This is a genomic window from Staphylococcus coagulans (assembly GCF_002901995.1).
GTDB lineage: Bacteria > Bacillota > Bacilli > Staphylococcales > Staphylococcaceae > Staphylococcus > Staphylococcus coagulans.
Genome location: NZ_PPQN01000012.1, coordinates 20,387 through 45,602 on the forward strand (window position 1 = coordinate 20,387; position 25,216 = coordinate 45,602).

The 25,216-nt window shown below is 36.6% G+C and carries 22 protein-coding genes and 2 riboswitches; of the genes, 14 read left to right on the forward strand and 8 right to left on the reverse strand.

The window, feature by feature from the left end; genetic code table 11:
* Positions 1-33 precede the first annotated feature (33 nt).
* The 7 genes from fadD to CD118_RS03420 form a co-directional block, all read right to left on the reverse strand.
* Complete coding sequence (fadD, locus tag CD118_RS03390) at positions 34-1,563, reverse strand: long-chain-fatty-acid--CoA ligase FadD (RefSeq protein ID WP_103356253.1); 1,530 nt, start codon at positions 1,561-1,563, stop codon at positions 34-36.
* 30 nt (positions 1,564-1,593) lie between these two features.
* A complete protein-coding gene (fadX, locus tag CD118_RS03395; protein WP_060829327.1) occupies positions 1,594-3,159 on the reverse strand; it encodes a fatty acid degradation protein FadX in 1,566 nt (521 codons plus the stop codon).
* 340 nt (positions 3,160-3,499) lie between these two features.
* A complete protein-coding gene (locus CD118_RS03400; protein WP_103356254.1) occupies positions 3,500-4,540 on the reverse strand; it encodes an acyl-CoA dehydrogenase family protein in 1,041 nt (346 codons plus the stop codon).
* Positions 4,541-4,559: 19 nt separating this feature from the next.
* On the reverse strand, positions 4,560-5,327 hold the full coding sequence (locus CD118_RS03405; protein ID WP_050345106.1) for an ABC transporter permease: 768 nt from the start codon (positions 5,325-5,327) through the stop codon (positions 4,560-4,562).
* Between the two features lie 5 nt (positions 5,328-5,332).
* Positions 5,333-6,286: an ABC transporter substrate-binding protein gene (locus tag CD118_RS03410; RefSeq protein WP_103356255.1), complete on the reverse strand. Its 954-nt coding sequence runs from the start codon at positions 6,284-6,286 to the stop codon at positions 5,333-5,335.
* A gap of 12 nt (positions 6,287-6,298) precedes the next feature.
* Entirely contained in the window at positions 6,299-7,039 is a 741-nt protein-coding gene (locus tag CD118_RS03415) for an ABC transporter ATP-binding protein (protein WP_103356256.1), read from the reverse strand.
* A gap of 205 nt (positions 7,040-7,244) precedes the next feature.
* Positions 7,245-7,757: a DUF4242 domain-containing protein gene (locus tag CD118_RS03420; protein WP_050329836.1), complete on the reverse strand. Its 513-nt coding sequence runs from the start codon at positions 7,755-7,757 to the stop codon at positions 7,245-7,247.
* Between the two features lie 311 nt (positions 7,758-8,068).
* Here CD118_RS03420 and CD118_RS03425 point away from each other — a divergent pair, with 311 nt between their 5' ends.
* Positions 8,069-8,524, forward strand: a complete 456-nt coding sequence (locus CD118_RS03425; RefSeq protein ID WP_060829331.1) for a P-loop NTPase family protein — start codon at positions 8,069-8,071, stop codon at positions 8,522-8,524.
* A gap of 149 nt (positions 8,525-8,673) precedes the next feature.
* On the opposite strand, the gene CD118_RS03430 is transcribed toward CD118_RS03425, so the two are convergent.
* Positions 8,674-9,189: a peroxiredoxin family protein gene (locus CD118_RS03430; RefSeq protein WP_060829332.1), complete on the reverse strand. Its 516-nt coding sequence runs from the start codon at positions 9,187-9,189 to the stop codon at positions 8,674-8,676.
* A 329-nt stretch (positions 9,190-9,518) separates the two neighbouring features.
* Here CD118_RS03430 and rbsK point away from each other — a divergent pair, with 329 nt between their 5' ends.
* The 13 genes from rbsK (at position 9,519) to CD118_RS03495 (ending at position 25,213) form a co-directional block, all read left to right on the forward strand.
* A complete protein-coding gene (gene rbsK / locus CD118_RS03435; RefSeq protein ID WP_103356257.1) occupies positions 9,519-10,403 on the forward strand; it encodes a ribokinase in 885 nt (294 codons plus the stop codon).
* A 1,712-nt stretch (positions 10,404-12,115) separates the two neighbouring features.
* On the forward strand, positions 12,116-12,550 hold the full coding sequence (locus CD118_RS03440) for a DM13 domain-containing protein (RefSeq protein WP_016425999.1): 435 nt from the start codon (positions 12,116-12,118) through the stop codon (positions 12,548-12,550).
* A 62-nt stretch (positions 12,551-12,612) separates the two neighbouring features.
* Entirely contained in the window at positions 12,613-13,071 is a 459-nt protein-coding gene (locus tag CD118_RS03445) for a DoxX family membrane protein (protein WP_050329840.1), read from the forward strand.
* Positions 13,049-13,735: a response regulator transcription factor gene (locus CD118_RS03450; protein WP_016426001.1), complete on the forward strand. Its 687-nt coding sequence runs from the start codon at positions 13,049-13,051 to the stop codon at positions 13,733-13,735. The genes CD118_RS03445 and CD118_RS03450 overlap by 23 nt, the downstream gene beginning before the upstream one ends.
* Entirely contained in the window at positions 13,736-14,773 is a 1,038-nt protein-coding gene (locus CD118_RS03455) for a sensor histidine kinase (RefSeq protein ID WP_060829334.1), read from the forward strand.
* Between the two features lie 342 nt (positions 14,774-15,115).
* A complete protein-coding gene (locus tag CD118_RS03460) occupies positions 15,116-17,050 on the forward strand; it encodes a BglG family transcription antiterminator (protein WP_103356258.1) in 1,935 nt (644 codons plus the stop codon).
* 12 nt (positions 17,051-17,062) lie between these two features.
* Positions 17,063-17,509 carry a PTS sugar transporter subunit IIA gene (locus CD118_RS03465; RefSeq protein ID WP_103356259.1) on the forward strand — a complete coding sequence of 149 codons (447 nt, stop codon included), beginning with the start codon at positions 17,063-17,065 and terminating at the stop codon, positions 17,507-17,509.
* Positions 17,509-17,796: a PTS sugar transporter subunit IIB gene (locus CD118_RS03470; protein ID WP_050329844.1), complete on the forward strand. Its 288-nt coding sequence runs from the start codon at positions 17,509-17,511 to the stop codon at positions 17,794-17,796. Before CD118_RS03465 ends, CD118_RS03470 begins: the two co-directional genes overlap by 1 nt.
* 31 nt (positions 17,797-17,827) lie before the next feature.
* Entirely contained in the window at positions 17,828-19,174 is a 1,347-nt protein-coding gene (locus tag CD118_RS03475) for a PTS ascorbate transporter subunit IIC (protein WP_050329845.1), read from the forward strand.
* Between the two features lie 328 nt (positions 19,175-19,502).
* Entirely contained in the window at positions 19,503-21,353 is a 1,851-nt protein-coding gene (nrdD, locus tag CD118_RS03480) for an anaerobic ribonucleoside-triphosphate reductase (RefSeq protein ID WP_060829337.1), read from the forward strand.
* A complete protein-coding gene (gene nrdG, locus CD118_RS03485) occupies positions 21,350-21,889 on the forward strand; it encodes an anaerobic ribonucleoside-triphosphate reductase activating protein (protein WP_050345115.1) in 540 nt (179 codons plus the stop codon). Before nrdD ends, nrdG begins: the two co-directional genes overlap by 4 nt.
* A gap of 195 nt (positions 21,890-22,084) precedes the next feature.
* Positions 22,085-22,183: riboswitch (SAM riboswitch) on the forward strand.
* A gap of 63 nt (positions 22,184-22,246) precedes the next feature.
* On the forward strand, positions 22,247-23,524 hold the full coding sequence (locus CD118_RS03490; protein WP_060829338.1) for an O-acetylhomoserine aminocarboxypropyltransferase/cysteine synthase family protein: 1,278 nt from the start codon (positions 22,247-22,249) through the stop codon (positions 23,522-23,524).
* Positions 23,525-23,687: 163 nt separating this feature from the next.
* Positions 23,688-23,787, forward strand: a riboswitch (SAM riboswitch).
* Between the two features lie 46 nt (positions 23,788-23,833).
* On the forward strand, positions 23,834-25,213 hold the full coding sequence (locus tag CD118_RS03495; RefSeq protein WP_103356260.1) for an LLM class flavin-dependent oxidoreductase: 1,380 nt from the start codon (positions 23,834-23,836) through the stop codon (positions 25,211-25,213).
* The last annotated feature ends 3 nt before the right edge of the window (positions 25,214-25,216 follow it).

The following is a 25,216-nucleotide window of genomic DNA, read 5'->3' on the forward strand; positions in this document are numbered from 1 at the left end:
TTCCTCCTCAAAATTGCGTATACGATGTTTCCCTTATGCATTGTGATTGGCTTCGGAAGATGCTTCTTTATTTACTTTTGAATTCATCATTTCACGAATCACGAGTTTGTCTGGCTTTTGTGTTGAATTCAGTGGCATATGTGTGACAGGTAAATACATCCGTGGTACTTTGTAGCCTGCAAGACGTTCCCGCATATGCTTGTCCAATTGTTCAACATAGTCAGGTACTTTTTCTCGTAAAATAATAGCCGCGGCGATAGATTCTCCATATTTTGGATGTTCATATCCTACGACGACGCAGCGATCAATTAATGGATGCTCAGCTAAGGCGTTTTCAACTTCTGATGGTAAGACATTTTCGCCACCAGTGATAATGAGTTCTTTCTTACGATCAATAATGTAAATATCGCCATCTTCATCTTTTTTAGCGAGATCCCCCGTTAAGAAGTACTGATTATAGAAAGATTTTTTCGTTTCTTCAGGCTGTCCCCAATACCCAGGTGTCACATTTTTAGAGCGAATGGCCAACTCCCCAATTTCGCCATCGCCCACTTCGTTTTTATCTTCATCCAACACTTTTGCGTCGACAAACATGACCGATTTACCAATGCTCATCGGTTTATGACGTGCATTTTCAGGTGTATTGACCATGACAAGAGGGGCTTCGGTTAAACCGTAGCCATTAATAATGTTAATGCCATATTTTTTGAATGCTTGTTGAATACTAGGTAAAGGTTGCGAGCCGCCTTGAATAACAAACTTGATGGCTCTAAAATCGTCAGGATTAAAGTTTTTTTGGTTCAATGTACTGTAATACATGGTTGGAATCATAATCAAAAAGTCTGGATGATATTGTGCGATGAGGTCATTGAGCGCCTCGCCATTGAAATAACGTTGTAAAACAAGCGTGCCACCGGACATTAAAGTAGGAAGAACTGTATCGTTAAAACCGAGCACATGAAACATAGGTGTTGAAATAATGGTTAAATACTCGGAGTTAAATTTATAAGTTAGTTCAATATTTGCGCCGTTATTGACGAACGATTCATATGAAAACATGACCCCCTTTGGAACACCTGTCGTACCACTTGTATAAATCAATGTAGCGAGATCTGTTGGCTCAACAGCTTTGGCTTTGTAAGCATGATGTTGAGAGGGGTCAACTATTTGATTGTATGCATCTGAATCTATGTCCATATGCAAATAATCAGGATTAATCTCATTAAGTGAACTCAAATGCTTTTCTGCGTAAAAAAGAATTTTTAAACCTGAATCTGACACAACACCGGCAATTTCTTTCGGATTAAGTCGCCAATTGATAGGAAGAAAGACTGCGCCCATTTTAAATGAGGCAAATAATAAATCCAATATGGCGACATCATTAGGTGCAAATATACCAATGACATCTCCTTGTTGAATCCCTTGTGATTCGAGATAATGTGCCATATTATCCGCACGAATATTGAGTTGTTGATATGTCCATTGTGTCTCTTTAAATGGATCGATGACAGCTGGTTTTTCAACATCAAAATCTGCGCGTGTTTTGATCCAGTCGAAATTCATAAATATACCCCCTTGTTTCATTTTTGATCGTCATGCTTCTGTCTGTATGCGATCTAAAAGTGCCCCCCATACGTGATGATAAATGGAAGTGTCGATGGTTTTCAGATTTTTGGAAACGAGCGGTCTAAAGCCCATTTGAGCAATGACATCTCGCTCTATATCTAGTCCTGGTGCGACTTCTATTAGCATCAATCCATCTCGAGTTAATTGAAAGACGGCACGTTCCGTCACATAATAGATTTCTTGCTGAAGTGACTTGGCGTAATCCGCATTAAAGTCAATATTGGATACGTTTGAGACAAATTTTTGCGTCTGTCCTTGTTGTTCAACATGTAAGGCTTGATTTGACACGCTCAGTTGACCCCTAGCAACTAATGTGCCAGAGAAAACAATTTTTTGGACAGACTGACTAATGTCGATGAAACCACCACAGCCATTCATTCGATGACCGAAATATGAGACATTGACATGACCGTATTGATCCACTTCTGCAAAACTCATAAATGCGATTGAAATACCACTGTTATAAATAAAATCCCAAGTTAAATCGTGGCGCATACGGGCATCAACGTTAAAATTCATACCGTAGTAGTCACGACTTCCGATAAAACCACCAAATATGCCAATATCCATAATCGGCTGGACTAGATGTTCCACACGTTCCTCATGCAGGAGGTTGGTGAGTTCGTTATTGATGCCAAAGCCAATGCTAATCGTATCGCCTGTTGTTAAAAATTGAGCCGCCCGACGTAAAATTAATTTTCGTATGCTGAACGGTAAGGGTGGCTCCGGCAAAGATTCAACACGCATTTGTCCAGATAGTGCAGGGCTATATTGTGTTTGAATCAATTGACGGTGATAGGCGATATCTTCTACAACATAAATATAATCAACGAGAGAACCTGGTATAAAAACATGATTTGGATTTTGTTGACGACTATCAACAATAGCTTTCACTTGAACAATGACTGTCCCGTGATGGGCTTTGGCATTTAATGCAACACTGTAACTTTCACCAAGATGCGCTTCTTCATCCATATAAATATTGCCTTTTTCATCAGCATAAGTGCCTCTTAAGAGTGCAATATTAACGGCTGGTAAATGATAATGAAGAAATTCCTCTCCTTCAATATTAATTAAAGAGACTAAAGATTCTTGTGTTTTTTCATTAGCTTTACCGCCTTTATATCGCGGGTCAATATGTGTATGAAGACCGATTTTAGTAATGATACCTGGTGTGAGATGATTGGTTTGACGGTAATGTGTGGCAATCACACCTTGTGGTAAAAAATACGCTTCAACTTGATTCGATTGAATCGCCTGCGCTGTCAAAGGGGAAGCCGTCATTATACTCATGATGATGCGATCGACCATATTGCGTTGAATGAAATGGTCTAAATCAATCGTATGGCCTCCTGTACTAATGTCATTTGCTAACATAAAAGTGAGATGCGCAGGTGAAGCTGTTTCATCATACTGCTCTGCTAATCCGTAAAGTAATGCTGTAGGAAGGTTAGAAACAGTGAGTGCAGCTAAACCAATCACATCGCCATCATGTATCAATGTTTTGAACGTTTCCAAAGTACATTGTTTCATTTACGACAGCTCCTTACACATAATGTAAACCCTTACATGAAATATAACATAGTTCACAAAATTGTAAAAAGAAAAAGACTTTATTTTCAGATATTAGTCACAGTATAGACATAAATAGAGTCGTTGAGCCTTTGTCAACGTTGGAATTCAGTAAGTGGGTTCGTGATAAAAATGTTTCTTAATCTATATACATTTATGAGGATAAAGAGATAAGAGTGATTTAAAAAGAATGACTCGGTTTACGTAAAGTAGAACATTATCCCATACGCAAACCGGTCAGTGATGGACATTCATCCATAGAGGAAGAAGCCGTTGACTTCAAATTGTTGATGAAGCGGTATTATTGTGATTGTAGCGTGGTTTCGAGTTTGCCTAAATGTCTTAATGTAGGCGTTAGTGCGGCAAAGAAAAAGCCTTCTTTGAGTTTACGTGCTTGTGGTGCTTTGGGTGAATAAGCACGAGAGCCACCATTGACCATGGAAGCTTGATTGACTTCTAATAAAAGATAGCCTAGTGCTTTTTTGAGTTGAATGAGTTCTAAAAGGTGTGTTTGTAACGTATCTTGATGGCTTTCAAGTAAGGTATAAAATTGTTGATGTAACTGACGATACCTTTGTTCATAAGCTCTAACGTCATATTCTAGATAAGCATTGATGCCGTTTTGTGCATTTGAAAATTGGCGGATTAAGTCCAATGAACTTTTAATCGCACCAAGTGCAATTGGAATTTGAAGTGCAATAAATTGCGGACGTATCGCTGAAGCAAATTGTTCGGCCTTTTTAGTAATGATTTGGTCTTTAGTCACGTTGACTTCATCAAAAGTAATGCGATATGTAGCAGAACCATTGACGCCAAAGAAATTTGATTTTTCTTCTAACGTGAGCCCTGCTGTATTGGCACGTATAATAAACATAATCAGTTCTCCGTTATTTTGATGTTGAGAAATCGCCCCAAAATAGTGGTCAGATCCAATATTACTTACGGCAGGTAGTTGTCCATTGACTACGATTGTATCGCCATGATCAACATGTGTTAAGTTAAAACTTTCAAGATCATTGAAAGATTTCATCGGATTAGATAAACCCGTAGCCCCCAATACTTCGCCTGATAAAATTTTCTGTTGCAAATCGCGATAGAGTGCGGGTTGTTTTGCTTGTTTTAAATAAGTAGAAAAGGCCAGTTGGCACCATAAACAAAAGCCCGTAGTCAGACAAGCTTCTGAGACTTTTTCGATAGACTGTGCATTTTTTATGAGATTGTCTTCTGAAAAATGGCCTTCTGCGAAAAGTTGTTGGATGAATGATTTAGCATAGTAATCACCGTAATCAATATCAATTAAATAAGGTTCTAGTTCATTTTCAATCAGTGTGTCGATAGACATGCGTGATGCCTCCTATAAATTAAGATTCCCCAAAGTGCTTGAGCATTAATTTTTCTAAATAACTAATGAGCCGATCGATTAAAAATCCAAAAAGCCCGATAAAAAAGATAGCTGATAAGACATCTTCTAAATTCAGCATGTTTCGTGAGTCTACAATCAAGAAGCCCAAACCAGACTGTGCTCCAATCATTTCTCCAGAGACTAAGAAAATCCAACTCGTTCCAACAGCGATATGTATCCCTGTCATCATGTACTTAAATGCGCCTGGAAAAATAATATTTTGATAGAGCTTCCATCCGGTTAAGTTCAAATTGCTAGCTATTTTTAAATAATGCGGATCAATTGTACGTACGCCTTTAATCGTATTAAAGACAATTGGAAAGAACGCAGCAATAAAAATAATTACAATCGCTGGCAAGTTTCCTATGCCAAACCATAGGACGATAAAAGGGGACCACGCAATAGGCGATATGGGCCTTACTAATTGGAGTAAAGGTTCAATCGCGTGAAAAGATGCATCATTGCGGCCTAATAAAATGCCAATAGGAATTGCCAACACAATCGCAAAGATAAACCCAATGACGAAGCGGTAGAGACTAATACCGAGATGGATGCCAATTTCCCCGGTTATAATGAATTTCCAAATGCTTGCTCCAACTTGTAAGGGACTTGGTAAGAGGATAGGGGGATAGTGACCTATCCAAATGACGAGTTGCCAAATAAAAAGAAAAAGTACAAAAGTAATTAAAGGGAGTATAAAGCGTTGAGATAACCGACTATTGCTCATAGGAACTAACCCTCCTTGTATAATGATGGATCTACAAAACTGTCAAAAGAAGGGGGTTCGAATAGATGATGTTCAGAGACGCTTTTAGCGATGTCACGATACCCCTTTTCCTTAATTGTTAAGTCGCCATAAGATGTCCATTGTGCCGATTGTTCAAGTATTTTACGATTTTGCTTATAATTTTTTTCCATCACATCGACACTTTTTTTAGTGTCCGTCATGTCGTACCCTGCTTGTTTGTAATCACGCATAAATTGGCGCACAGCTTTTTGATTATGCTGAATCAAACCTTCTTGAAGCACGAGTACGCAACAGTAAGCATCTGGAATAATATCACTGCCATGTTGCAAGAGTTGCCCTTTTCCTAACTTTTCACCTATTGCGCCAAAAGGTTCAGCAACGGAATAGCCAGATATACGTTTTTCACTCAAGGCGGCAGGCATTTCAGCAGGTGCCATTTCATGATAATGAAAGTGACCCGGTTGTATATTAAGTTTTTCTCTCATCCGTTCTAATAATAAATAGTGTGTCGAATATCGATGCGGAATCGCAAAGGAATAATCGTGATTGGATTTAAAATCATGTAAATGATGTCCTTTTTGACCGAGAACGACATTCCCTTCATGATGACCGAGCGCGACAGCTTTAATCGGCGCACCTTTCGACTTTGATTTCATTGCTAATTCGATTAATGTAGAAGCGCCATCAATACGTCCGCTGTTCAAAGCATCCATTAAGTCTGGCCAGTTATTAAAGCGGACGAGCTTTATTTTATAATTGCGCTGCTTATTTTTTTCGTTAATCTCTTTGGTCATCATTAGATTAGCTGCATGGGTAATCGGTAAATAGCCAATTTTTATTGCCTTTTGTGTATGTGTCGATGTCTGACTCTGCTGTTGAGGCGCACAAGCACTGACTAAGAGGGTACATATGAGTAAAAATAATATCATCTTTTTCATGGAAATCCCTCGCTATAAGTAATATTCAGGTTCAGCCATCTGATGGTTGATCGCAAAGTCTTCCATGATTTGATTACGTATTGCAAGCAGTTGATCATCATTGCGGCTTCTTGGGTGTGACTGTTGAATAGGGTATTGTTTGATAATTTGACAGCCCTCGCCTAACAAGATAACTTCGTCCGAAAGGTAAAGGGCCTCATCAATGTCATGTGTGACTAAAAGTAACGTGGCATGAGTATGTGTCCGTAAGGTAATCAATTCGTCTTGCAATTTATATCGTGTAAATGCATCTAGAGCACCAAGAGGCTCATCTAATAAAATCACTCGAGGTTGATGCACAAGGGCACGACAGATGGCAACCCGTTGTTGCATACCCCCAGATAATGCATCTGGAAACTGAGCCCCTGTGCCTTCTAAACCTACCGTCGCAAGATACGTATTCATTTCATCGGTTGGAATTTTATGTGCTAAACCTAATTGAATGTTGTCATGAATGGTTTTCCAAGGTAATAAATTATGATGTTGAAATAACATTAAACAGTCTGAAGAAGGGGATGTTTTATGTATACCATCAATCGTAACTTGGCCGGTGTGAGGGGGTAAAAAACCACCAATAAGGTTTAACAGTGTTGACTTTCCACACCCACTTTTACCGATAAAACTGATAATTTTACCTTTTGGAATCGTTAAATTAAAATCTCGAATCACATGATGTGCGCCAAAATAATGATTGAGTTCTTGAATTTGAATCATGAACACCCTCCTTAAATCATACAAGAGTACTATGTTTTGTAGTTAGAGTAGAGGGAGTGGGCTTGAATATGAAAACCATTGTCCCACTCCCTGAGAATGAAATGTCTATGAAGTTGAATTGTGTAAAGAGATTTTTAAGCGCACAAAACGAGAAAAAATAAGTCATGCGCAGATTAGCCGTCTTCGGCTGTAAGGAAATACATTTTTAAATTTTTTCAATATCATCAATAGGTGTATCGACTGCTTCGCGTGCACGACGAACAGCATCTTCATTTGGTGCGTTATATAAGCAGACGCATTTTGTCATATCTTCACAGACGTACGTTCTTTGAAATTGTACTTCAGGAACTTCTTCATAGTGAACAGAGTTTTTCTTTTTACGTTCTAAATATTGGTCCATTGTAATCCCTTCAGGAATATTCCAAGTCACGAGGTAATCTATAGAAACGTCTCCTTTTTTAATTTCATCTAAGTCTTTGCCGACAAGGCGGACTTCTTTAACAAGACTCACTTGAATGGATGCATCTTCTAGAAATTGCTTTGCTTCTGCCTCACTGTCACTTTCCACAATAAAATAACCATGTGACAGGTCTTCAGTCACTTGTACTTCAATCAGTTCTGGTCCTGGTTGTTCAGAAAGAAATTTGACCTTTTCATCTAATTCGACTGATGATTTTGCAAAAGATAAATTTTGTGTTTCTAATAAAAATAGTGCCATAAATAGAACCTCCATCAATTAAGATACAGTTATACTATAATAATTCCTATCAGAAAACAAGGTATTTCTGATAGATAAATCTGAATTTTTTGATAATAAAAAAGATAAGAAAATAATTGTACGGTTGTTAATTAAAACTTAAAATTTTTGTATTTAAAATAGGCATACCATCTTCTAAAGTCATTTTCCACCTGTACGTTTGCAATATGGCTTTGACTCGAAATTTCATCCCGAGTTATAATGATATGCGCATATAGGACGGGAAGTGTAATACAAAGGCGTTTATTGAAATGAAGATAGGAGTGGGAGAGATGTATCAAAGGATTGTCATTGTGGGTACACCGGGGTCTGGGAAGTCAACACTTGCTGAAAGAATAGGGGAGCGATTACATATTCCTGTAACGCATTTAGACCAATTTGCCTGGGAAGATGGGGAATTGGTAGCACCGCATATTTTAGAACAACGCATCGTTAATTTAGTTAAAAATGAAAAATGGATTTGTGACGGTACTTATTCGAAGACGCTTGAACTTCGGATTAAAAATGCGGATTTATTGATTTGGCTTACAGATTCAAGATGGAAATGTATTTTGCGCGTAATCTATCGTTACGTCAAAAATAAGTTTAGGCCTCAGATTGGTCATAACCCAGACATTATCAGTTTAGATTTTCTAATCTATATATGGAATTACAATAAAAAGTTTGAAGCATTAATAAACGAATGCTATGCACCTTACCACTCAAGCTGTCAACTATGGATGCGGTGAATTTTTTATGTATGTTAATGAGATTGTAATTAAGATACAAAAAGATCGAAAACAATAGAAAAACCGAGGCTGGGATGTCATTTCCAGCTTCGGTTCAATTGTTGTAGTGCAAATTTAAAAAGAACGCAACTACATACTTCAGCTATACTTTATGCTTGGCTTTGGTATGTTTTTTTAATATATTGAATTGTTTTACGAAGTTCAGTCATTGTTGGACGGCCGAATGGATTCGTTTGTTTTTGTTGATATAACAAACGATTGTCTTCAGATATTAAGAAATAAGCAGGCTCGTTATGTGAACCGTGATCATCATAAATAGAGTCATCTGGGTGTTTGAAAACGCCGTAAGTATCTGCAAATTTTGAGTCGTTATCTACTAAAACTGGATAAGGAACGCTTTTTTCTTCTACCATTTTTTGTAAGTTTTCAGCACTATCATCTGAAGTTAAGATAATTTTGATATCTTTTCCTTCAAAATAACCTTTATTTTTAATTAATTGATCCAATTCTTCCATACACACTGGACACCAAGAACCACGGAAATTAATCACAAAATACCATTGATTTGGATGGTCTTGTTGAAATTGATGGAAATTAAAAGTTGAATCGTCTGTTGCTTTAAGTTCAAAGTTAGGCATTTGTGCGCCAAGTTTAAATTCAGTCATACATGATAACTCCTTTCAAGTAGTCGTAATATAAATTCAATATATCATTATTGAATATAATATAAAAACGGAAAGCTTGAGTGCTGTAAAACTAAATGATGTTATGAATTTGTTTTTGGAAGTATGATGAAGGAAAAAACGCACTAGAATAGCGGAAACATAGGCGACGATACGATAACGCTTTCTAAAGATAATATAGATATCCGTTGTAGGAAAAACAAACCACGAGAATTGATTTGAAAATTAAATTTATAGGTATCGTTATATTAGCAAAATGATGGGCAAATGGATAAGATGGAATAGAAGAGAAACATCAAGGAGGAATCGTTATGCAACACATATATGTAATTGGAAGCGCTTCAATGGATTTGGTTGTGTCTTCAGAAATTGTACCTGAACAAGGAGAGACGGTTTTGGGTGAGCATTTTTTCACAACTCCAGGTGGTAAAGGCGCAAATCAAGCCGTCGCAGCAGCAAGGTTAGGAGATCATGTTCACATGATTGGATGCGTAGGTAATGACACATTCGGAACACAACTTAAAGAGAATTTTGAACAAAATGGCGTACAGATGGACGGCATTCAAGTGATTGATTCCGTGCCAACGGGAACCGCACATATCACACTTTCTCAAAATGATAACCGTATTATTGTTGTGCCTTCTGCGAACTATGAAGTGACACCACAGCGAATTCAACCTTTTTTAGAGCGTTTAAAACCGAAAGATATCGTGTTAATTCAACAAGAAATACCTGAAGAAACAGTGAAACATGTTATTGCGTATTGTTATCAACATGAAGTGATTTCTATTCTAAATCCAGCACCTTATCATGAGATTCCACAACAGATGGTTGAACAAGCGACATACTTAACACCTAATGAAACTGAAAGTGCCAAAATGTTCGATGGCGCGCCTATCGAAACAGCGCTTGAAAAATATCCTAATCAATTGATTGTGACATTAGGTTCAGCGGGTGCAATTTATCATAATGGAGATTCACTTGTGAAAGTGCCAAGTTTTAAAAGAACAGTCAAAGATACGACAGGTGCAGGCGATACTTTTAATGGTGCGCTAGCAGTCGGTTTACAAAAAGGATACACACTGACAAAAGCCATTGAATTTGCTAACTTAGCGGCAAGTCATTCAGTGACTGGCATGGGTGCACAAGGTGGTATGCCTTATCTTGATGATTTAAAAGAAGAATTTGAAATATAAATTTACGTTATATTAAAGAAGTGGGGCATGGCGTTTTTTAATGACTTCTGAAAATGAAGTTATGATCATGTGTCACTTCTTTTTTATACATGAAACAACACTATATAGCAGCGATTGAGATGTATTCAAAGGTTGTCGGTAGAATCGAGTCGCTTCTCACCGTGAAGTCTCTGTCATTAACAGGTGTAAAGTGAAAAGTCGGAATATCAAGAAGGCGACTCAATCAAATGGCGGATAAAATAAGGGACCCCAGATGTGAGATGAAGCACATCTGGGGTATAAAGGTTTTAAGATTTTAAGATGATTTTTAATTATCTAGAGTTGTAAAAATGATACTAGATGTTTCGAGACTATTGATATATACGAAAGGGAGTGTATCGATATACCAACAATCCGCGCTACTATAGAATCAAGTTGTAATTATTTGGAGGTGTTACGCTTATAGGGGTATGACGTAACGACCATCGTGTATCACTATGCTAAGGGCTATTTGACATAATGATACATGTGCTCTTAGTGACATTATCATATTGTCGGTAGAATCACATGTACTAGAGGGATGACATGCGATTTTGTTATGACAATTCACTAGGAGTTCATACCTGTTGTTTAATCTTACTTTAGCTATGGAGGATAAACATTTCTGTTGTAACAATCCGCCATCTGTTAATGGTCTAAAATTGTTCAACTTGGCTTTTACTTGTTAAGGGAATATTAATTCTTGCCTACTGTTGTCCTTTAAGGAATGACTGATATGTGTATGATTTTGACCCTTTGCTGAAGTGACCTATACGATAGAAAAATAAATCATGTCGAATTTGTAAGTCATGTTTAAAATGGCTTCAAATTGAATTGTGTGCACACATTCATTGTCATTACGACGACAAATTTAGATTTCTATAGCAATCGAGATAACTACCAACATAAAATATGAAAGTATGAATATCTCAATTGTCATGTTCAAAAGATTAACGTGATTTCATTAATTTATTCAAAACGTTCATACGGTCATCACAGAGTACGCATGAGACCATGCCTTTGAGACCAGATGAATCATTGTAAAAAAATGATAAGTGGACATTCACTTGTTATTCACGCATATCAATTTGAACACTTTTAAGATAGCATATAATTTTAGCTTTGTAAATAAAAAAGTTAGGTTAACCTAAAAATATTTATGAATGATGCTATTTTATAGGGTTTATTCGTATTTTGAAGAAATAAAATAGTGTCATTTTTAGCAATATATTTATATAAAATTCGAAGTGTATTATTGTGAGAAAGTAATCTATTAATATAAGAAGTAAAATGTTAAATAGCCTGATCGTGACGTGTAATGACTGATAGGGTGTTCTTTTCAGAAGTTTTTCATCATTACATTCAACGGTGAGGTTTGTTTTTTCTATAGTATAAAATATTTTGTCATAAGATAACTCTAATTAATAAGATAAATCAAAAATAAAATAGCTGAATATTATTGAGTGTATGTATTTGCATGGCAAATAAAGGGGGGAAACGCGGTATTTACACCACTTATAACCTTCATCATCTTATATTTTGTTTCATTCTTATATATATAAATAATTGTAAAATATAAAAGAAATGACTGTTAATAGTTATTTAAGAATTATTAATACATAGTTTATGTCAATCAACCATCGCGTTATTTACAATGATATATGTAATCTCAATTTAGAAAGAAGGAATTATTTATGAATATAAAAATGGCTTTAGTATCAGGTGCATTAGCGACAACATTTTTATTAGGTGCTTGTGGCAATGACAACATGGACAAAAAAGAAGACAACAAAGCTGAGACATCTATGCAAGATAAAAATGTAGATAACTCAAAAGTAATGAAATCAGGTACTTTTAAAGGCGAAAACAACGAAACAGTTAAAGGTAAAGCTGAAATCAAAGACGGTAAGTTAATGTTAACAGACTACGAATCATCAAAAGGTCCAGACTTACACGTTTACTTAACAAAAGGTAATGACATCAAAAAAGGTGAAAAATTAGACGAAGTTAAATATGACGAATCTACACAAACTTTTGATCTTAAAGGTGTTAAAGCAGAAGACTACGATACAGTAACTATCTACTGTGACAAAGCACACGTTATTTTCGGTTCTGCAAAACTTAAATAATCATCAAGATATAACATCAAGTAATCAACAAGAAGCAACATCAATAAGAAAGGAGTGAAGATATGTCGATAGCTTATAAAGTCTTAATTCTCCTTATTCGTTTAGGATCAGGTTTTTATATACTGATGCAAGGTTTTGAAAAGTTAACAGGTGGATTTGCAATTGACGGATTGGTTTCAGTTATACGTGACAACCAGGATTCCCCCCAATGGTTTAAGTCATTTTTCGAGTTCGGTGTTGCAAATCATTTAGAACTTTTCAAGTGGATGGTACAACTAGGTGAGATTGCAATTGGTTTAGGTCTCATTTTAGGTGTGTTATCTTACACTGCGAGTTTCTTTGGCGTGTTCATTATGTTAAATTATATTTTAGCTGATATGATTTTTACTTACCCAGTGCAACTTTTATTCTTTGTCATTTTATTAATGAATAAAGAAACGTTAGCAGCAATTAGTTTAAATCATTTCATCAAACGTAAAAATATAAGGAATGATGAAAATGGCGCACATACTCATAGTTGATGACGAGCAAGACATCAGAGAAATCTGTAAAACTTATTTCGAATATGAAGGTTATCACGTTTCAACCGCATCTAATGGCGTAGAAGCAATGGAATTGTTGGACACCCATGTGGATGTCATGGTAATTGATATCATGATGCCCGAGATGAATGGTTACGAAGTTGTACGTGAAATGAAGAATAAAGGACTCGACATCCCATATATTTATCTAACTGCTAAAACAAGCGAACATGACACCATCTTCGGCTTAATGTTGGGGGCTGATGACTATGTCAAAAAACCATTCAGCCCACGTGAATTAGTGATACGTGTTAAAAATCTTCTACACCGTGTCAACGTCACAAGTCCTTCCACACAAGACACGATTCGTTGTGGAAAACTCGTATTAAATAATTTAACTAAAACCGTAGAATTAGAGGGAGAACTTATCCCATTCCGTATCAAAGAGTTCGAATTGTTATGGCATTTTGCAAATAATGAATCAGTCGCATTGTCCAAGACAGATTTGTTAGAACAAGTTTGGGGTTACGAGTACTATGAAGATATGAACACGCTTAATGTTCATGTCCATCGTATTCGCGAAAAACTAGAAAAATATGGCTATGACGACTATATTATCGCAACGGTATGGGGTCTAGGCTATAAGTTTCAGAGGCAGATTTAAATGACGATACGTAAACAATTAATCTATTCGTTTATCGTTACGATTATTACAACGACATTTTTATTTTATACATTATACAAACTGATGTGGTTTGACGGACCACTTACCATTCTTTTGACATTGTGTTCATTCCTTTCCGGTATGATGACACTAATTATCGGTATCTTTTTTACAGTCCCCATGATAAAAAAGATTGAAAAGTTGAATGAAAAAACGCAAAAAATCGCAAAAGGCCAATTTGAAACGGAGAAACTCAAAATTAATGCCCCTAAAGAAATAAAAGAATTGAGTGAATCCTTTGATCAAATGGTCGATAAAATTCAAGAGCAAATGAATTTAATTAAAGAAGAGCAAGAAGAAAAAATGAATATGGTGCAAAACCTCGCGCACGACTTAAAAACGCCCTTAGCGAGTATTAAATCCTATTCAGAGGGATTACGAGATGGCATTATTCATAGTGAATCAGATACACAAAAGGCCTACAGTATCTTAATTAATCAGTCAGATCGACTATCAAGAATGTTTGATGATATCACAGACGTCATCACCGTTAACTACCAAGAAAATGAACTGACACAAATTCACATTGATCAACTATTAATCCCTATTTTTGAAGTCTACTCACAACGATTACAACATGAACAAAGAGAACTAGACGTAAAAATAGCAGAAAATATCAAACCTTTCACACAAGACCAGCGCGCAATAGAACGCATCATCATGAATTTCATCGACAATGCGCTTAAATTTTCAGAACACGGTTCGCCCTTAGCCGTAGAGGTCTTTGAAGTAGATGATGAAATCGCAATTTCGATTTCTGACTCAGGTATGGGTATTCCAGAATCAGATATTAAAAATATATTTGAAAGAACTTTCAGAGTCGAAAGTTCAAGACACAAAGATACAGGTGGTTCCGGACTTGGCTTGTACATTGCTCAAACATTGGCACATCAAATCGGTGGTCATATCGAAGTTGAGAGTACGTATGGTCAAGGAACGACAATCACTTTACGCTTCCCTCCACAAGATAGATTATAATTTCTCAATAACAATATTTCTCTAACCTTCCATAAATTTATAAATAGATAAAACGCTAGGATCCTCCACAAGTCCTAGCGTTTTTTATTATGTTCAACACTTTAGGAACTTTCTCCCAATCAAAAAGAAAAGATGAAACGTAATATAAACATGCATAACTTATACAAGTAGGCATAGGTTTTTCACTTTATACATAAGTAAGCATGACAGTCATCATATACAACTTATACTTTATAATATAAATTGCTTTGCATATGAAATTTTTCGTTTTATTTAAAGAAATAGATTGCACATCTACTGCAAAATGCAAACGTTTACAATAGATATATAGGAGGTTCGATTTTGCTTACTAATAGACAATATGAGATTTTAAATCGATTAATGAAAGCAGAGGATTATATTTCAATTGCAGATTTAGCAAAAGCCTTTGATCGATCTGAGCGTACAATCCAGTATGACTTGGAATATATCGAATTTATGGAAGATAAGTTGAAATTGCAAGTTCAGCGAAGCAAATCAAAAGGAATCAAAATCAAGTGCTTAGATGAAAATATGATAGCGCATATGAGTGAAACAATATTTCCAGAAGTGCACTATACAAAAGATGAGCGGCAGTTACAAATCTTATTATTCCTTTTTGAAGCTAATAGTCCTGTGAATTCTAGAATGCTTTCCACACTTGTGAATGTATCTAGACGTACGATTGTAGACGATCTGAAAAATGTGACCAAGTGGTTATATGCACACCATTTAAACTTGGCTTATTTAAAAAATAAAGGTTTTATCATTGAAGGTTCAGAAGCCAGTTATCGAAAAGCATATGGAGAAGTTATACACGCTTATTTTAAAACAACGAGTGAATTGATACGTAAAAATTTATTCGATGAAGAAGAGCTACAAGTAATTAGAGAAATTGTATTACGTGTGTTAGAAGAAGTCCATTATCCACTTTTTCAAATTGCAATTGACGGTTTAGTTATACATCTATTAATTGCCATACAACGCGTCAAAGCATCTTGTACAATATCAGGACCTCCAGACCTTTTGAAGGCTCATAAAGGCACAGACGCTTACGAGATTTCACAAGCGATTAAAAATGAAGTTGAAAAAACATTTGAAATTCATTTCCCTGAGTCAGAAACGCTTTTTATTGTACTACATTTATTAGGAGCCAAAAAAATTAAAATTGGTAATCAGGATGAACAAAATGACGAACTTAAAATATTGATTTATCAATTCGTCGAAAGAGTCGGAGCTGCACTGGGCGTAAATTTAATTAAAGACAGTAAATTACTTAATGGCTTATATATTCATCTTACACCTGCTTTGAATCGAATGACTTACAATTTGAAACAACAAAATCCACTTAAAAATGACATCTATACTCAATATCCTGAATTGATTGAAGTTATTACGCAGCATATATGGATTTTTGAAGCGCTCTATCATGTTTCATTTTCTGAGGATGAAATTGCATACTTAGTCATTCACTTTGCTTCATGTTTTGAAAGATTAACGAGTGAAAATGAACATAAAATCAGAGTAGTTTTGCTTTGTGGGTCAGGAATAGGGACTTCACAGTTGTTAAAGGCAAAATTGAGCAAAGTCTATCCAGAATTTGATATTTTAGACGCTTATTCTTTGTATCAAATTGATGAGTCGGAATTGCTAAGACGCGGTGTAGAATATGTCATCACAACAGTACCTATTGAATTAAGTTCGATTCAGTGTATAAAAGTGAGTCCTTTTCTAGATAAAAAGGATAGAGATCAATTGAACTTATTGATTAACCAAACAAGAGAACGATTAGTCGATGATATTTCAGAGCATGGTTTTTCTCTAAGAGAGGTTCTTAAACCTGAAAGATTGGGCGTCGTGAAAGAGAAATTTAATCGAAATGAAGCAATTTCGCATGTTATAGCTCCATTAGAAAAAAGCGGAATAGTGAATGATTCATATAAAAAAGAGATTATGAATCAATTAGATGCATTTGGTGCCTATATGGTTATAAGTCCTCATACTGCTTTAGTGCATGCAAGTTCTAAGCACGTCAAAAGTGGAATGGGAATGACATTATATTGTTTTCAGCAAGGTGTCGCTTTTCAACATGAACGTTATGATCCTGTGAAAATAGTGATTGGACTTGCAACGAGTCATCCACACATACATTTAAATGCACTAAAGGAGTTGAACGATATTTTATTACATTCTTCAATAAGAAATGAACTGCTGAATGGTAATTTAGAAGGGTTATATGCATATTTACAAAGAAATTAAAGGAGGCAAATAATGTCTTTAGAAAAGCTAACACAGGACAAGGTTGTCGTAAAAGAAAGAGTGAGCACTTGGGATGAAGCCATACGGGAGGCTTCACAGCCTTTATTAGAGCAAGGCTTTTTCAATGTTTCTTATGTGGATGCAATGATTGAAAGTGTCAAAAGTCTCGGGCCTTATATTGTTATAGCCCCTGAAATAGCGATTGCACATGCACGTCCAAGTAAGGATGTATATGACATTGGTATAAGCTTGTTGAAATTGAATCAGCCTATTAACTTTGGTGAAAATAGTCATTATGCGCGCTTAATATTTGTAATCAGTGCTATCGACCATCAAGCGCACCTTGGTATTTTACAAGATTTAGCTCATATATTAGGCGATACAGAAATAGTTAAAGAATTATTGGCTTGTCAAAACGCAGATGAAATATTAGGAACATTAAGAGGAGGAAATAAATAATGAAAATTTTAGTTGTTTGTGGTCATGGTTTAGGAAGCAGTTTTATGGTTGAGATGAATGTGCAGGATGTATTAAAAAACATAAGTGTTAATGAAAGCATTGAAGTTGAACATAGTGACATTATGACAGCCAGTCCAGAAATGGCAGACTTATTTATTTGTGGTAGAGATCTTGAAGAAAATGCTTCGCGTTTAGGAGAAGTATTGGTACTAGATAATATTCTTGATAAGCAAGAGCTAGAAGAAAAGCTACTTGAACGCTTAAAAGCTTTTAATTTAATTGATTAGGACCCTAAATATCATACAAGGAGTGTTTGAAATGAAAGCGATACTTGATTTTATTGTAGATGTTTTGAGTCAGCCAGCTATCTTAGTCGCGCTCATTGCTTTTATCGGTTTAGTAGTGCAAAAGAAACCCGCATCCGTTATTACGAGTGGAACGATAAAGACAATTTTAGGATTTTTGATTTTAAGTGCAGGCGCAGGTGTTGTTGTTCAATCACTAGAGCCATTCGGTAAGATATTCCAGCATGCTTTTGGTGTTCAAGGTGTTGTTCCTAATAATGAAGCGATTATATCAATTGCGCTTAAAAAATATGGAACGACAGCAGCACTAATTATGGTTTTTGGGATGTTAGTCAATATCTTAATTGCACGTTTTACAAATTTGAAATACATCTTCTTAACAGGCCATCATACATTTTATATGGCAGCATTTTTAGCTATACTCTTAACTGTTGGCCAAATTAAAGGGACATGGACGATTATTTTTGGTTCAATTATTTTAGGATTGATTATGGCAGTATTTCCAGCGTTGGCTCAACCAACGATGCGGAAAATCACAGGAAATGATCAAGTGGCATTAGGTCACTTTGGAACAGTGAGTTATTGGGCGGCAGGTGAAATTGGTAAATGCTTCCGTGGTAAATCAAAATCAACTGAAGAGATTAAGTTTCCAAAAGGACTAAGTTTTTTGAGAGAAAGTACAATTAGTATTTCACTTACAATGATTGCGTTATATTTAATTGCAAGTTTGTGTGCAGGTGTGGGATATGTTCATGATAAAGTAAGTGATGGACAAAATTTCTTAGTCTTTTCATTAATACAAGGGGTTACTTTTGCAGCTGGTGTATTTATCATTTTAACGGGTGTACGACTCATTCTCGCGGAGATTGTGCCAGCCTTTAAAGGTATCTCTGAAAAATTAGTTCCACATTCTAAGCCAGCGTTAGATTGCCCAATCGTCTTTCCGTATGCGCAAAATGCGGTATTAATTGGTTTTTTTGTTAGCTTTTTAACCGGGGTTTTAGGGATGTTTGTCATGTTTCTCATCGGTGGCGTGGTCATATTACCTGGCGTTGTTCCGCATTTCTTTTTGGGAGCAACTTCTGGGGTGTTTGGTAACGCGCGGGGCGGTGTTAAAGGTGCAGTTGCGGGCTCAATGGTGAATGGTATACTCATTACTTTTCTACCGCTACTTTTTTTACCGTTCTTAGGAGATCTTGGTTTAGCGTCGACAACTTTCTCAGATACAGACTTTTTAGTTGTTGGTATTGTTTTTGGTAATATTGTTAAATACTTGGGAGTTATTGGATTAACCATTGCAATAATTGCTATTGGTGCTATTGCGATGTTTTTCCAAAAACGTAAATCGGTTCATGAATGATAAATTCAACGTTAAGAAAACAATAAGATAGAAAAATAGTGATTCATCAAAAGTCGCATAAATTGTTTTAACCTCCGTACTAAAATCATTACGGAGGTTAAATTTCGTCTTTTCATACCGAGCTTTTGAAATAGCAGTTGGACTAGTAACTTGGGATCAGTTAAGCCCTTTGAAATATAATTTCCAATCCAATCTAACACAATATTTTGTTCACATAATGTTTGAAAAGAAATGACAAATTCGTAAATCCGTCAGTTATCATTTGAAAAGCACTATATATGGTGTTTATGATTATTTATAGATACTATATATAGAAAAGAGTGATATTTTGACACAACTGGAAAAAGAACTTACTGGTTTAATGACAAAAGATCCTACAATAGTAAATGAAAATGCAAACAAGGATAGTGAAACGTTTTCAACAATGCGTGATTTGACTGCAGGGGTAGTCTCAAAATCGTACGCTTTAGATTATTTATTGCCAAAACACGTGGCAGAGGCACATCGAAAAGGGGAAATACACTTTCATGATTTAGATTATCATCCATTTCAGCCATTAACAAATTGTTGTTTAATCGATGCTAAAGGGATGTTGGCGCAAGGCTTTCAAATTGGCAATGCGCAAGTCACATCTCCTAAATCGATACAAACAGCAGCCGCACAACTCGTTCAAATTATTGCGAATGTATCGAGCAGTCAATACGGGGGTTGCACGATTGATCGAGTGGATGAACTATTAAGTACATATGCGAAATATAACGAACAAAAACATCGCGATATTGCGCAACAATTTGTAGACAAAGCGCATATTGAAACTTATGTCGATCAACGTGTGACACAAGATATTAGTGATGCGATTGAAAGTCTAGAATATGAAATTAATACATTATATACATCTAATGGACAGACACCTTTTGTGACTTTAGGCTTTGGTCTTGGTACGGATGAACTTAGTCGCAAAGTCCAAACAGCAATTTTAAAAACACGGATTAAAGGGTTAGGTAAAGATCGAATTACAGCCATTTTCCCAAAACTTGTCTTTTCAATTAAAAAAGGAACGAATTTGGCACCGTCAGATCCAAACTATGACATTAAACAATTGGCTTTAAAATGTTCTATGAAACGCATGTATCCAGATATTTTAAATTACGACAAAACTGTAGAGTTGCTTGGTGATTTTAAAGCACCTATGGGTTGCCGCTCATTTTTACCGGCTTGGCAAAATGAGAATGGTGAATATGAAAATAGTGGTCGTTGTAATTTAGGTGTTGTCACTTTAAATGTGCCACGCATTGCGATTGAATCAGAAGGCGACATTGAACGTTTTTGGATTTTATTTGATGAACGGATGCAAGTGCTACACGATGCGTTGGCTTATCGTATTGAACGTGTGAAAGAAGCAGTGCCAAACAATGCGCCAATTTTATACAAACGCGGGGCTTTTAAATACCGTCTTGATGAAAACGATTCGGTGGACGCTTTATTTAATAAGCAACGTGCGACTGTCTCTATGGGGTACATTGGACTTTATGAAGCAGCGACAGTGTTCTTTGGGCCTAATTGGGAAACTAACGCAGATGCGAAAGCTTTTACACTTGAAATTTTAAAAAAGATGCAAGCTTATCAATATAGTTGGACTGAAGCGCATGACATTTGGTTTAGTATTTATAGCACACCAAGTGAGTCTTTGACAGATCGATTTTGCCGTTTAGACTATGAGGCGTTTGGCTCGATTCCTGATATTACAGATAAAGGTTATTATCAAAACTCGTTTCATTACGATGTACGAAAAGACGTGACACCGTTTGAAAAATTAGATTTTGAAAAAGATTATCCTCATTTTGCAAGCGGTGGTTATATTCATTATTGTGAGTACCCTAAATTAGACCATAATGTTAAAGCGCTTGAAGCGGTGTGGGATTATTCATACGATCGTGTGAGCTATTTAGGTACAAATATCCCAATCGATCGTTGTTATGACTGTGGTTTCGAAGGAGACTTTGAAACAACTGAAAAAGGTTATAGTTGCCCACATTGCGGAAACCATAATCCTGAAACGGTCGATGTTGTTAAACGGACATGCGGTTATTTAGGTAATCCTGTGCAACGGCCAATGATTGAAGGGCGTCATAAAGAAATGTGCGCACGTGTGAAACATATGAAAGCGAATCCCTCATGATTGCACAAAAAATAAAAAAGGGTGCAGGTTATATCGCTAAAATCGAATACCAAAGCTTCGTCGATGGAGAAGGTGTACGTTGCAGTGTCTATGTTTCAGGGTGCCCATTTTTATGCGAAGGTTGTTACAATGTGGCAGCCCAAAATTTTCGATATGGTGAACGGGCAACGGAAACATTGATATCGGAAGTGTTAGATGCGTGTGCACCGGAATATATTTCAGGATTAAGCATTTTAGGGGGCGAACCTTTTTGTAATTTAGATATTGTTATCCCATTAGTACATGCTTTTCGAGAACGCTACGGTAGCCGGAAATCAATTTGGGTTTGGACAGGCTTTTTATTTGAGTATTTATGGTTTGCAGATGATGAACGGACTGCGTTATTAAAACAAGTTGATGTCATTGTAGACGGTATGTTCATTCAAAAATTATATCAACCTAATTTGCCCTATAAAGGGTCATTAAATCAACGTGTCATTGATGTCCAACAGTTTATTAAAACCGAAATGATCAGCCAGTCGATTTACATTGAATAAACAGGCTACGTGTTGATACGAACAGACATTTTTCAAATTTTTTCAATTTGTAAGAAAATTCGGATTTGTGTATTGACATCGTTAAGGATGTTAGATAGACTTGTTGTATCATTAAAAGCCAATAAAACACCCGCACGGTTATTGTATTGGCCGTTCTATTTGCGCGATACATCTTGCATTTTAACAATTGAATAATACTTATCAAGATTGGTGGAGGGACAGGCCCTTTGAAACCAGGCAACCTATTCAGTTAGGTGCTAATTCCTGCAGGTGATTTAACCTGAGAGATAAGTCTTCTAGTAAAAGTCTATCTTTATCAGGTAGGCTTTTATTTTTTATTATTAGGGGGAATGTCAAATGACAAGTGATTTTAAATTTGAAACGTTGCAATTGCACTCAGGACAAGAAGTCGACGAAAGTAGCCATTCACGTGCTTTACCGATTTATCAAACGACATCTTTTACTTTTGATGATACGGCACATGCGGCGAATTTATTCGGCTTAGATGAACTTGGTAATATTTACACACGACTGATGAATCCTACCACAAACGTGCTTGAAACACGTGTGGCTGAACTTGAAGGGGGTGTGGCTGGTGTAGCAGTTGCTTCAGGTATGGCAGCCATCACGTATGCGATTCAAGCTGTAGCACAGAAGGGTGATCATATTGTAGCAAGTTCTACATTATATGGCGGAACACATACGCTTTTCACACATACGTTACCTAAATATGGGATTGATGTCACATTAGTAGATACGAAAGATGTCAGTAGTATAGAAAATGCGATTCAAGACAATACGAAGGCATTATTTGTAGAAACCATTGGGAACCCAGAAGGCAATGTTGAGGATTTCGATGCACTTGCAGCGATTACAAAAGCTCAAGGTATACCGCTTATTGTTGATAATACATTTGCAACGCCTTATCTTTTACGTCCGATTGAATATGGCGCGAACATTGTTGTTCATTCTGCGACCAAATTTATTGGTGGGCACGGAACATCAATGGGTGGTGTTATTGTTGATGCAGGTAACTTTAATTGGGATAATGGCAAGTTTCCAGGATTAAGTGAACCCGATCCGTCTTATCACGGCTTAGTGTTCAGTGAAAAATTTGGAGAAGCCGCACTTGCTTTTAAAATTCGTACAACAATTTTAAGAGATACAGGGGCAGCGATTTCACCATTCAATGCATTTTTACTAACGCAAGGCTTAGAGACACTTTCATTACGATTAGAACGTCATGTGGAAAATGCTGAAAAAGTTGCACAATATCTTGAAAAGCATGATAAAGTCGCATGGGTTAAATATGCTGGTTTACCTACGAGTGAATATTATGCGTTAAAAGAGAAGTATTTACCAAAAGGTGCAAGTTCCATCTTTACCTTTGGTGTTAAAGGTGGATACGAAGCAGGTAAAAAGTTTATTGAAGGCTTAGAATTATTTTCTTTATTAGCGAATGTAGGAGATGCAAAGTCACTTGTCATTCACCCCGCATCCACGACACATCAACAATTGACGGAAGCAGAACAAACAGCAGCAGGTATTGCCCCGGAGACGATTCGTCTTTCGATAGGCCTTGAGCATATCGATGATATTATCGCAGATTTGGAAAAAGGCTTTGCCAAAATTTAACTTTTAAGCGTCGCACAAAATGAAAATAAATGGAAATTCATGATCCGGTAGATTGACATGAGCGCTTTTAAAGCGTAAGCCGCCATGTGAAGGAAGTGATTATTCTACCGGTCAGTGCTTTACCTTTCACTTATTAAAAAGTACCCCATGAGTGTACATCATCGTCTTATCAAGAGAGATGGAGGGACTGGCCCGATGAAATCTCGGCAACAGGATTAATTCACTGTGCCAATTCCAGTAGCACAATTGCTAGAAGATAAGTCAACTACAGCTATGCCTTATCTTCCTATTTCTTAGGAGGTAATGTTCATGACACGAAAACAAATTCATTTTAACGGATTCGTCCAAAACTCTCCCTCTCCCCATGCTTCAGGTTTATGGAAACATCCAAAAGATAAAGGAGCGACACACCACAATTTAAAATATTGGACGGATATTGCTCAAACTTTAGAACGTGGTTTATTTGATGGTATTTTTATTGCTGATGTGTTGGGCACTTATAGTGTTTACAACCAATCTCATGACGCCGCAGTGAAACACGCAGTTCAACTCCCCGCACATGATCCTATTCCGCTCGTTTCTGCCATTGCAGCGGTAACTGAGCATATTGGTATTGCACCTACTGTCTCTACTACCTATGCCCATCCATATAAGTTGGCACGTCAATTATCTACACTTGATCATCTGACAAATGGCCGATTAGGTTGGAATGTTGTGACGTCTTATTTAGAAAGCGAAGCAGTGAACTTAGGCTTAAAAGAACGCTTGCCTAAAGCATTACGTTACAACCGTGCTGACGAATTTTTGCAAGTGAGCTATCAGCTGTGGGAAGACAGTTGGGAGGACGATGCAGTTGTTAAAGCGCGTGAGAAAGATACGTATGCTGATCCTTCTAAAGTTCATGCGATTCATCATAAAGGTACATTTTTCGATATACCCGGCCCGCATCTTGTAGAGCCTTCCCCTCAAAGAACGCCTGTTTTATTTCAAGCAGGTGCTTCCGAAAAAGGCAAAATATTTGCTGCAAAGCATGCAGAGGCTGTGTTTACAAAACACACCTCTATTGAATCGTTACGGGCATATGTCACAGACATTCGGACAAGAGCACAACAATTTGGCCGTGATGGAGAAGATATACTTGTTTTTCCAATGGTTTTACCTATTATCGGTGAAACTGAAGCAGAGGCTTATGAAAAATATGAAGCGCTTCAAAATGAAGTCAGCTATGAAGGTTCAGTCGCATTGTTAAGTGGACATACGGGTATTGATTTTTCTCAATATGATCCAGATGAATATATCGAAAATATCGAGACAGAAGCGATGCAAGGCAATCTCAATTTATATACAAAAGACCCACATCGAAAATGGACATTGCGAGAAGCGGTGAAAAATCACGGACTAGGTAATGGGACGGCTAAATTCATCGGAACACCCACACAAATTGCTGATCAATTGGAGTTATGGGTGAATGAAGGTGGTGCGGACGGTTTTAATATTGCGCAGGCTTATTCACCAGGTACATTTGAAGAATTTGTGGACTTAATCATTCCTGAATTACAAAAAAGAGGCATATATCGTACAGAATATGAAGGTGAAACTTTACGTGAAAATATGTTTGGCAAAGGCCATACGAAAGTGAAACCGACACATCCTGCACGAAATAAAAAAGCCAATTTAGTACAGATATAGGGG

What these genes read in the sequence shown, in the direction of transcription:
- fadD (WP_103356253.1), bottom strand. Translation starts at nt 1,563, where the DNA reads ATGAATTTCGACTGGATCAAAACACGCGCAGATTTTGATGTTGAAAAA.
- fadX (WP_060829327.1), bottom strand. Translation starts at nt 3,159, where the DNA reads ATGAAACAATGTACTTTGGAAACGTTCAAAACATTGATACATGATGGC.
- CD118_RS03400 (WP_103356254.1), bottom strand. Translation starts at nt 4,540, where the DNA reads ATGTCTATCGACACACTGATTGAAAATGAACTAGAACCTTATTTAATT.
- CD118_RS03405 (WP_050345106.1), bottom strand. Translation starts at nt 5,327, where the DNA reads ATGAGCAATAGTCGGTTATCTCAACGCTTTATACTCCCTTTAATTACT.
- CD118_RS03410 (WP_103356255.1), bottom strand. Translation starts at nt 6,286, where the DNA reads ATGAAAAAGATGATATTATTTTTACTCATATGTACCCTCTTAGTCAGT.
- CD118_RS03415 (WP_103356256.1), bottom strand. Translation starts at nt 7,039, where the DNA reads ATGATTCAAATTCAAGAACTCAATCATTATTTTGGCGCACATCATGTG.
- CD118_RS03420 (WP_050329836.1), bottom strand. Translation starts at nt 7,757, where the DNA reads ATGGCACTATTTTTATTAGAAACACAAAATTTATCTTTTGCAAAATCA.
- CD118_RS03425 (WP_060829331.1), top strand. Translation starts at nt 8,069, where the DNA reads ATGTATCAAAGGATTGTCATTGTGGGTACACCGGGGTCTGGGAAGTCA.
- CD118_RS03430 (WP_060829332.1), bottom strand. Translation starts at nt 9,189, where the DNA reads ATGACTGAATTTAAACTTGGCGCACAAATGCCTAACTTTGAACTTAAA.
- rbsK (WP_103356257.1), top strand. Translation starts at nt 9,519, where the DNA reads ATGCAACACATATATGTAATTGGAAGCGCTTCAATGGATTTGGTTGTG.
- CD118_RS03440 (WP_016425999.1), top strand. Translation starts at nt 12,116, where the DNA reads ATGAATATAAAAATGGCTTTAGTATCAGGTGCATTAGCGACAACATTT.
- CD118_RS03445 (WP_050329840.1), top strand. Translation starts at nt 12,613, where the DNA reads ATGTCGATAGCTTATAAAGTCTTAATTCTCCTTATTCGTTTAGGATCA.
- CD118_RS03450 (WP_016426001.1), top strand. Translation starts at nt 13,049, where the DNA reads ATGGCGCACATACTCATAGTTGATGACGAGCAAGACATCAGAGAAATC.
- CD118_RS03455 (WP_060829334.1), top strand. Translation starts at nt 13,736, where the DNA reads ATGACGATACGTAAACAATTAATCTATTCGTTTATCGTTACGATTATT.
- CD118_RS03465 (WP_103356259.1), top strand. Translation starts at nt 17,063, where the DNA reads ATGTCTTTAGAAAAGCTAACACAGGACAAGGTTGTCGTAAAAGAAAGA.
- CD118_RS03470 (WP_050329844.1), top strand. Translation starts at nt 17,509, where the DNA reads ATGAAAATTTTAGTTGTTTGTGGTCATGGTTTAGGAAGCAGTTTTATG.
- CD118_RS03475 (WP_050329845.1), top strand. Translation starts at nt 17,828, where the DNA reads ATGAAAGCGATACTTGATTTTATTGTAGATGTTTTGAGTCAGCCAGCT.
- nrdG (WP_050345115.1), top strand. Translation starts at nt 21,350, where the DNA reads ATGATTGCACAAAAAATAAAAAAGGGTGCAGGTTATATCGCTAAAATC.
- CD118_RS03490 (WP_060829338.1), top strand. Translation starts at nt 22,247, where the DNA reads ATGACAAGTGATTTTAAATTTGAAACGTTGCAATTGCACTCAGGACAA.
- CD118_RS03495 (WP_103356260.1), top strand. Translation starts at nt 23,834, where the DNA reads ATGACACGAAAACAAATTCATTTTAACGGATTCGTCCAAAACTCTCCC.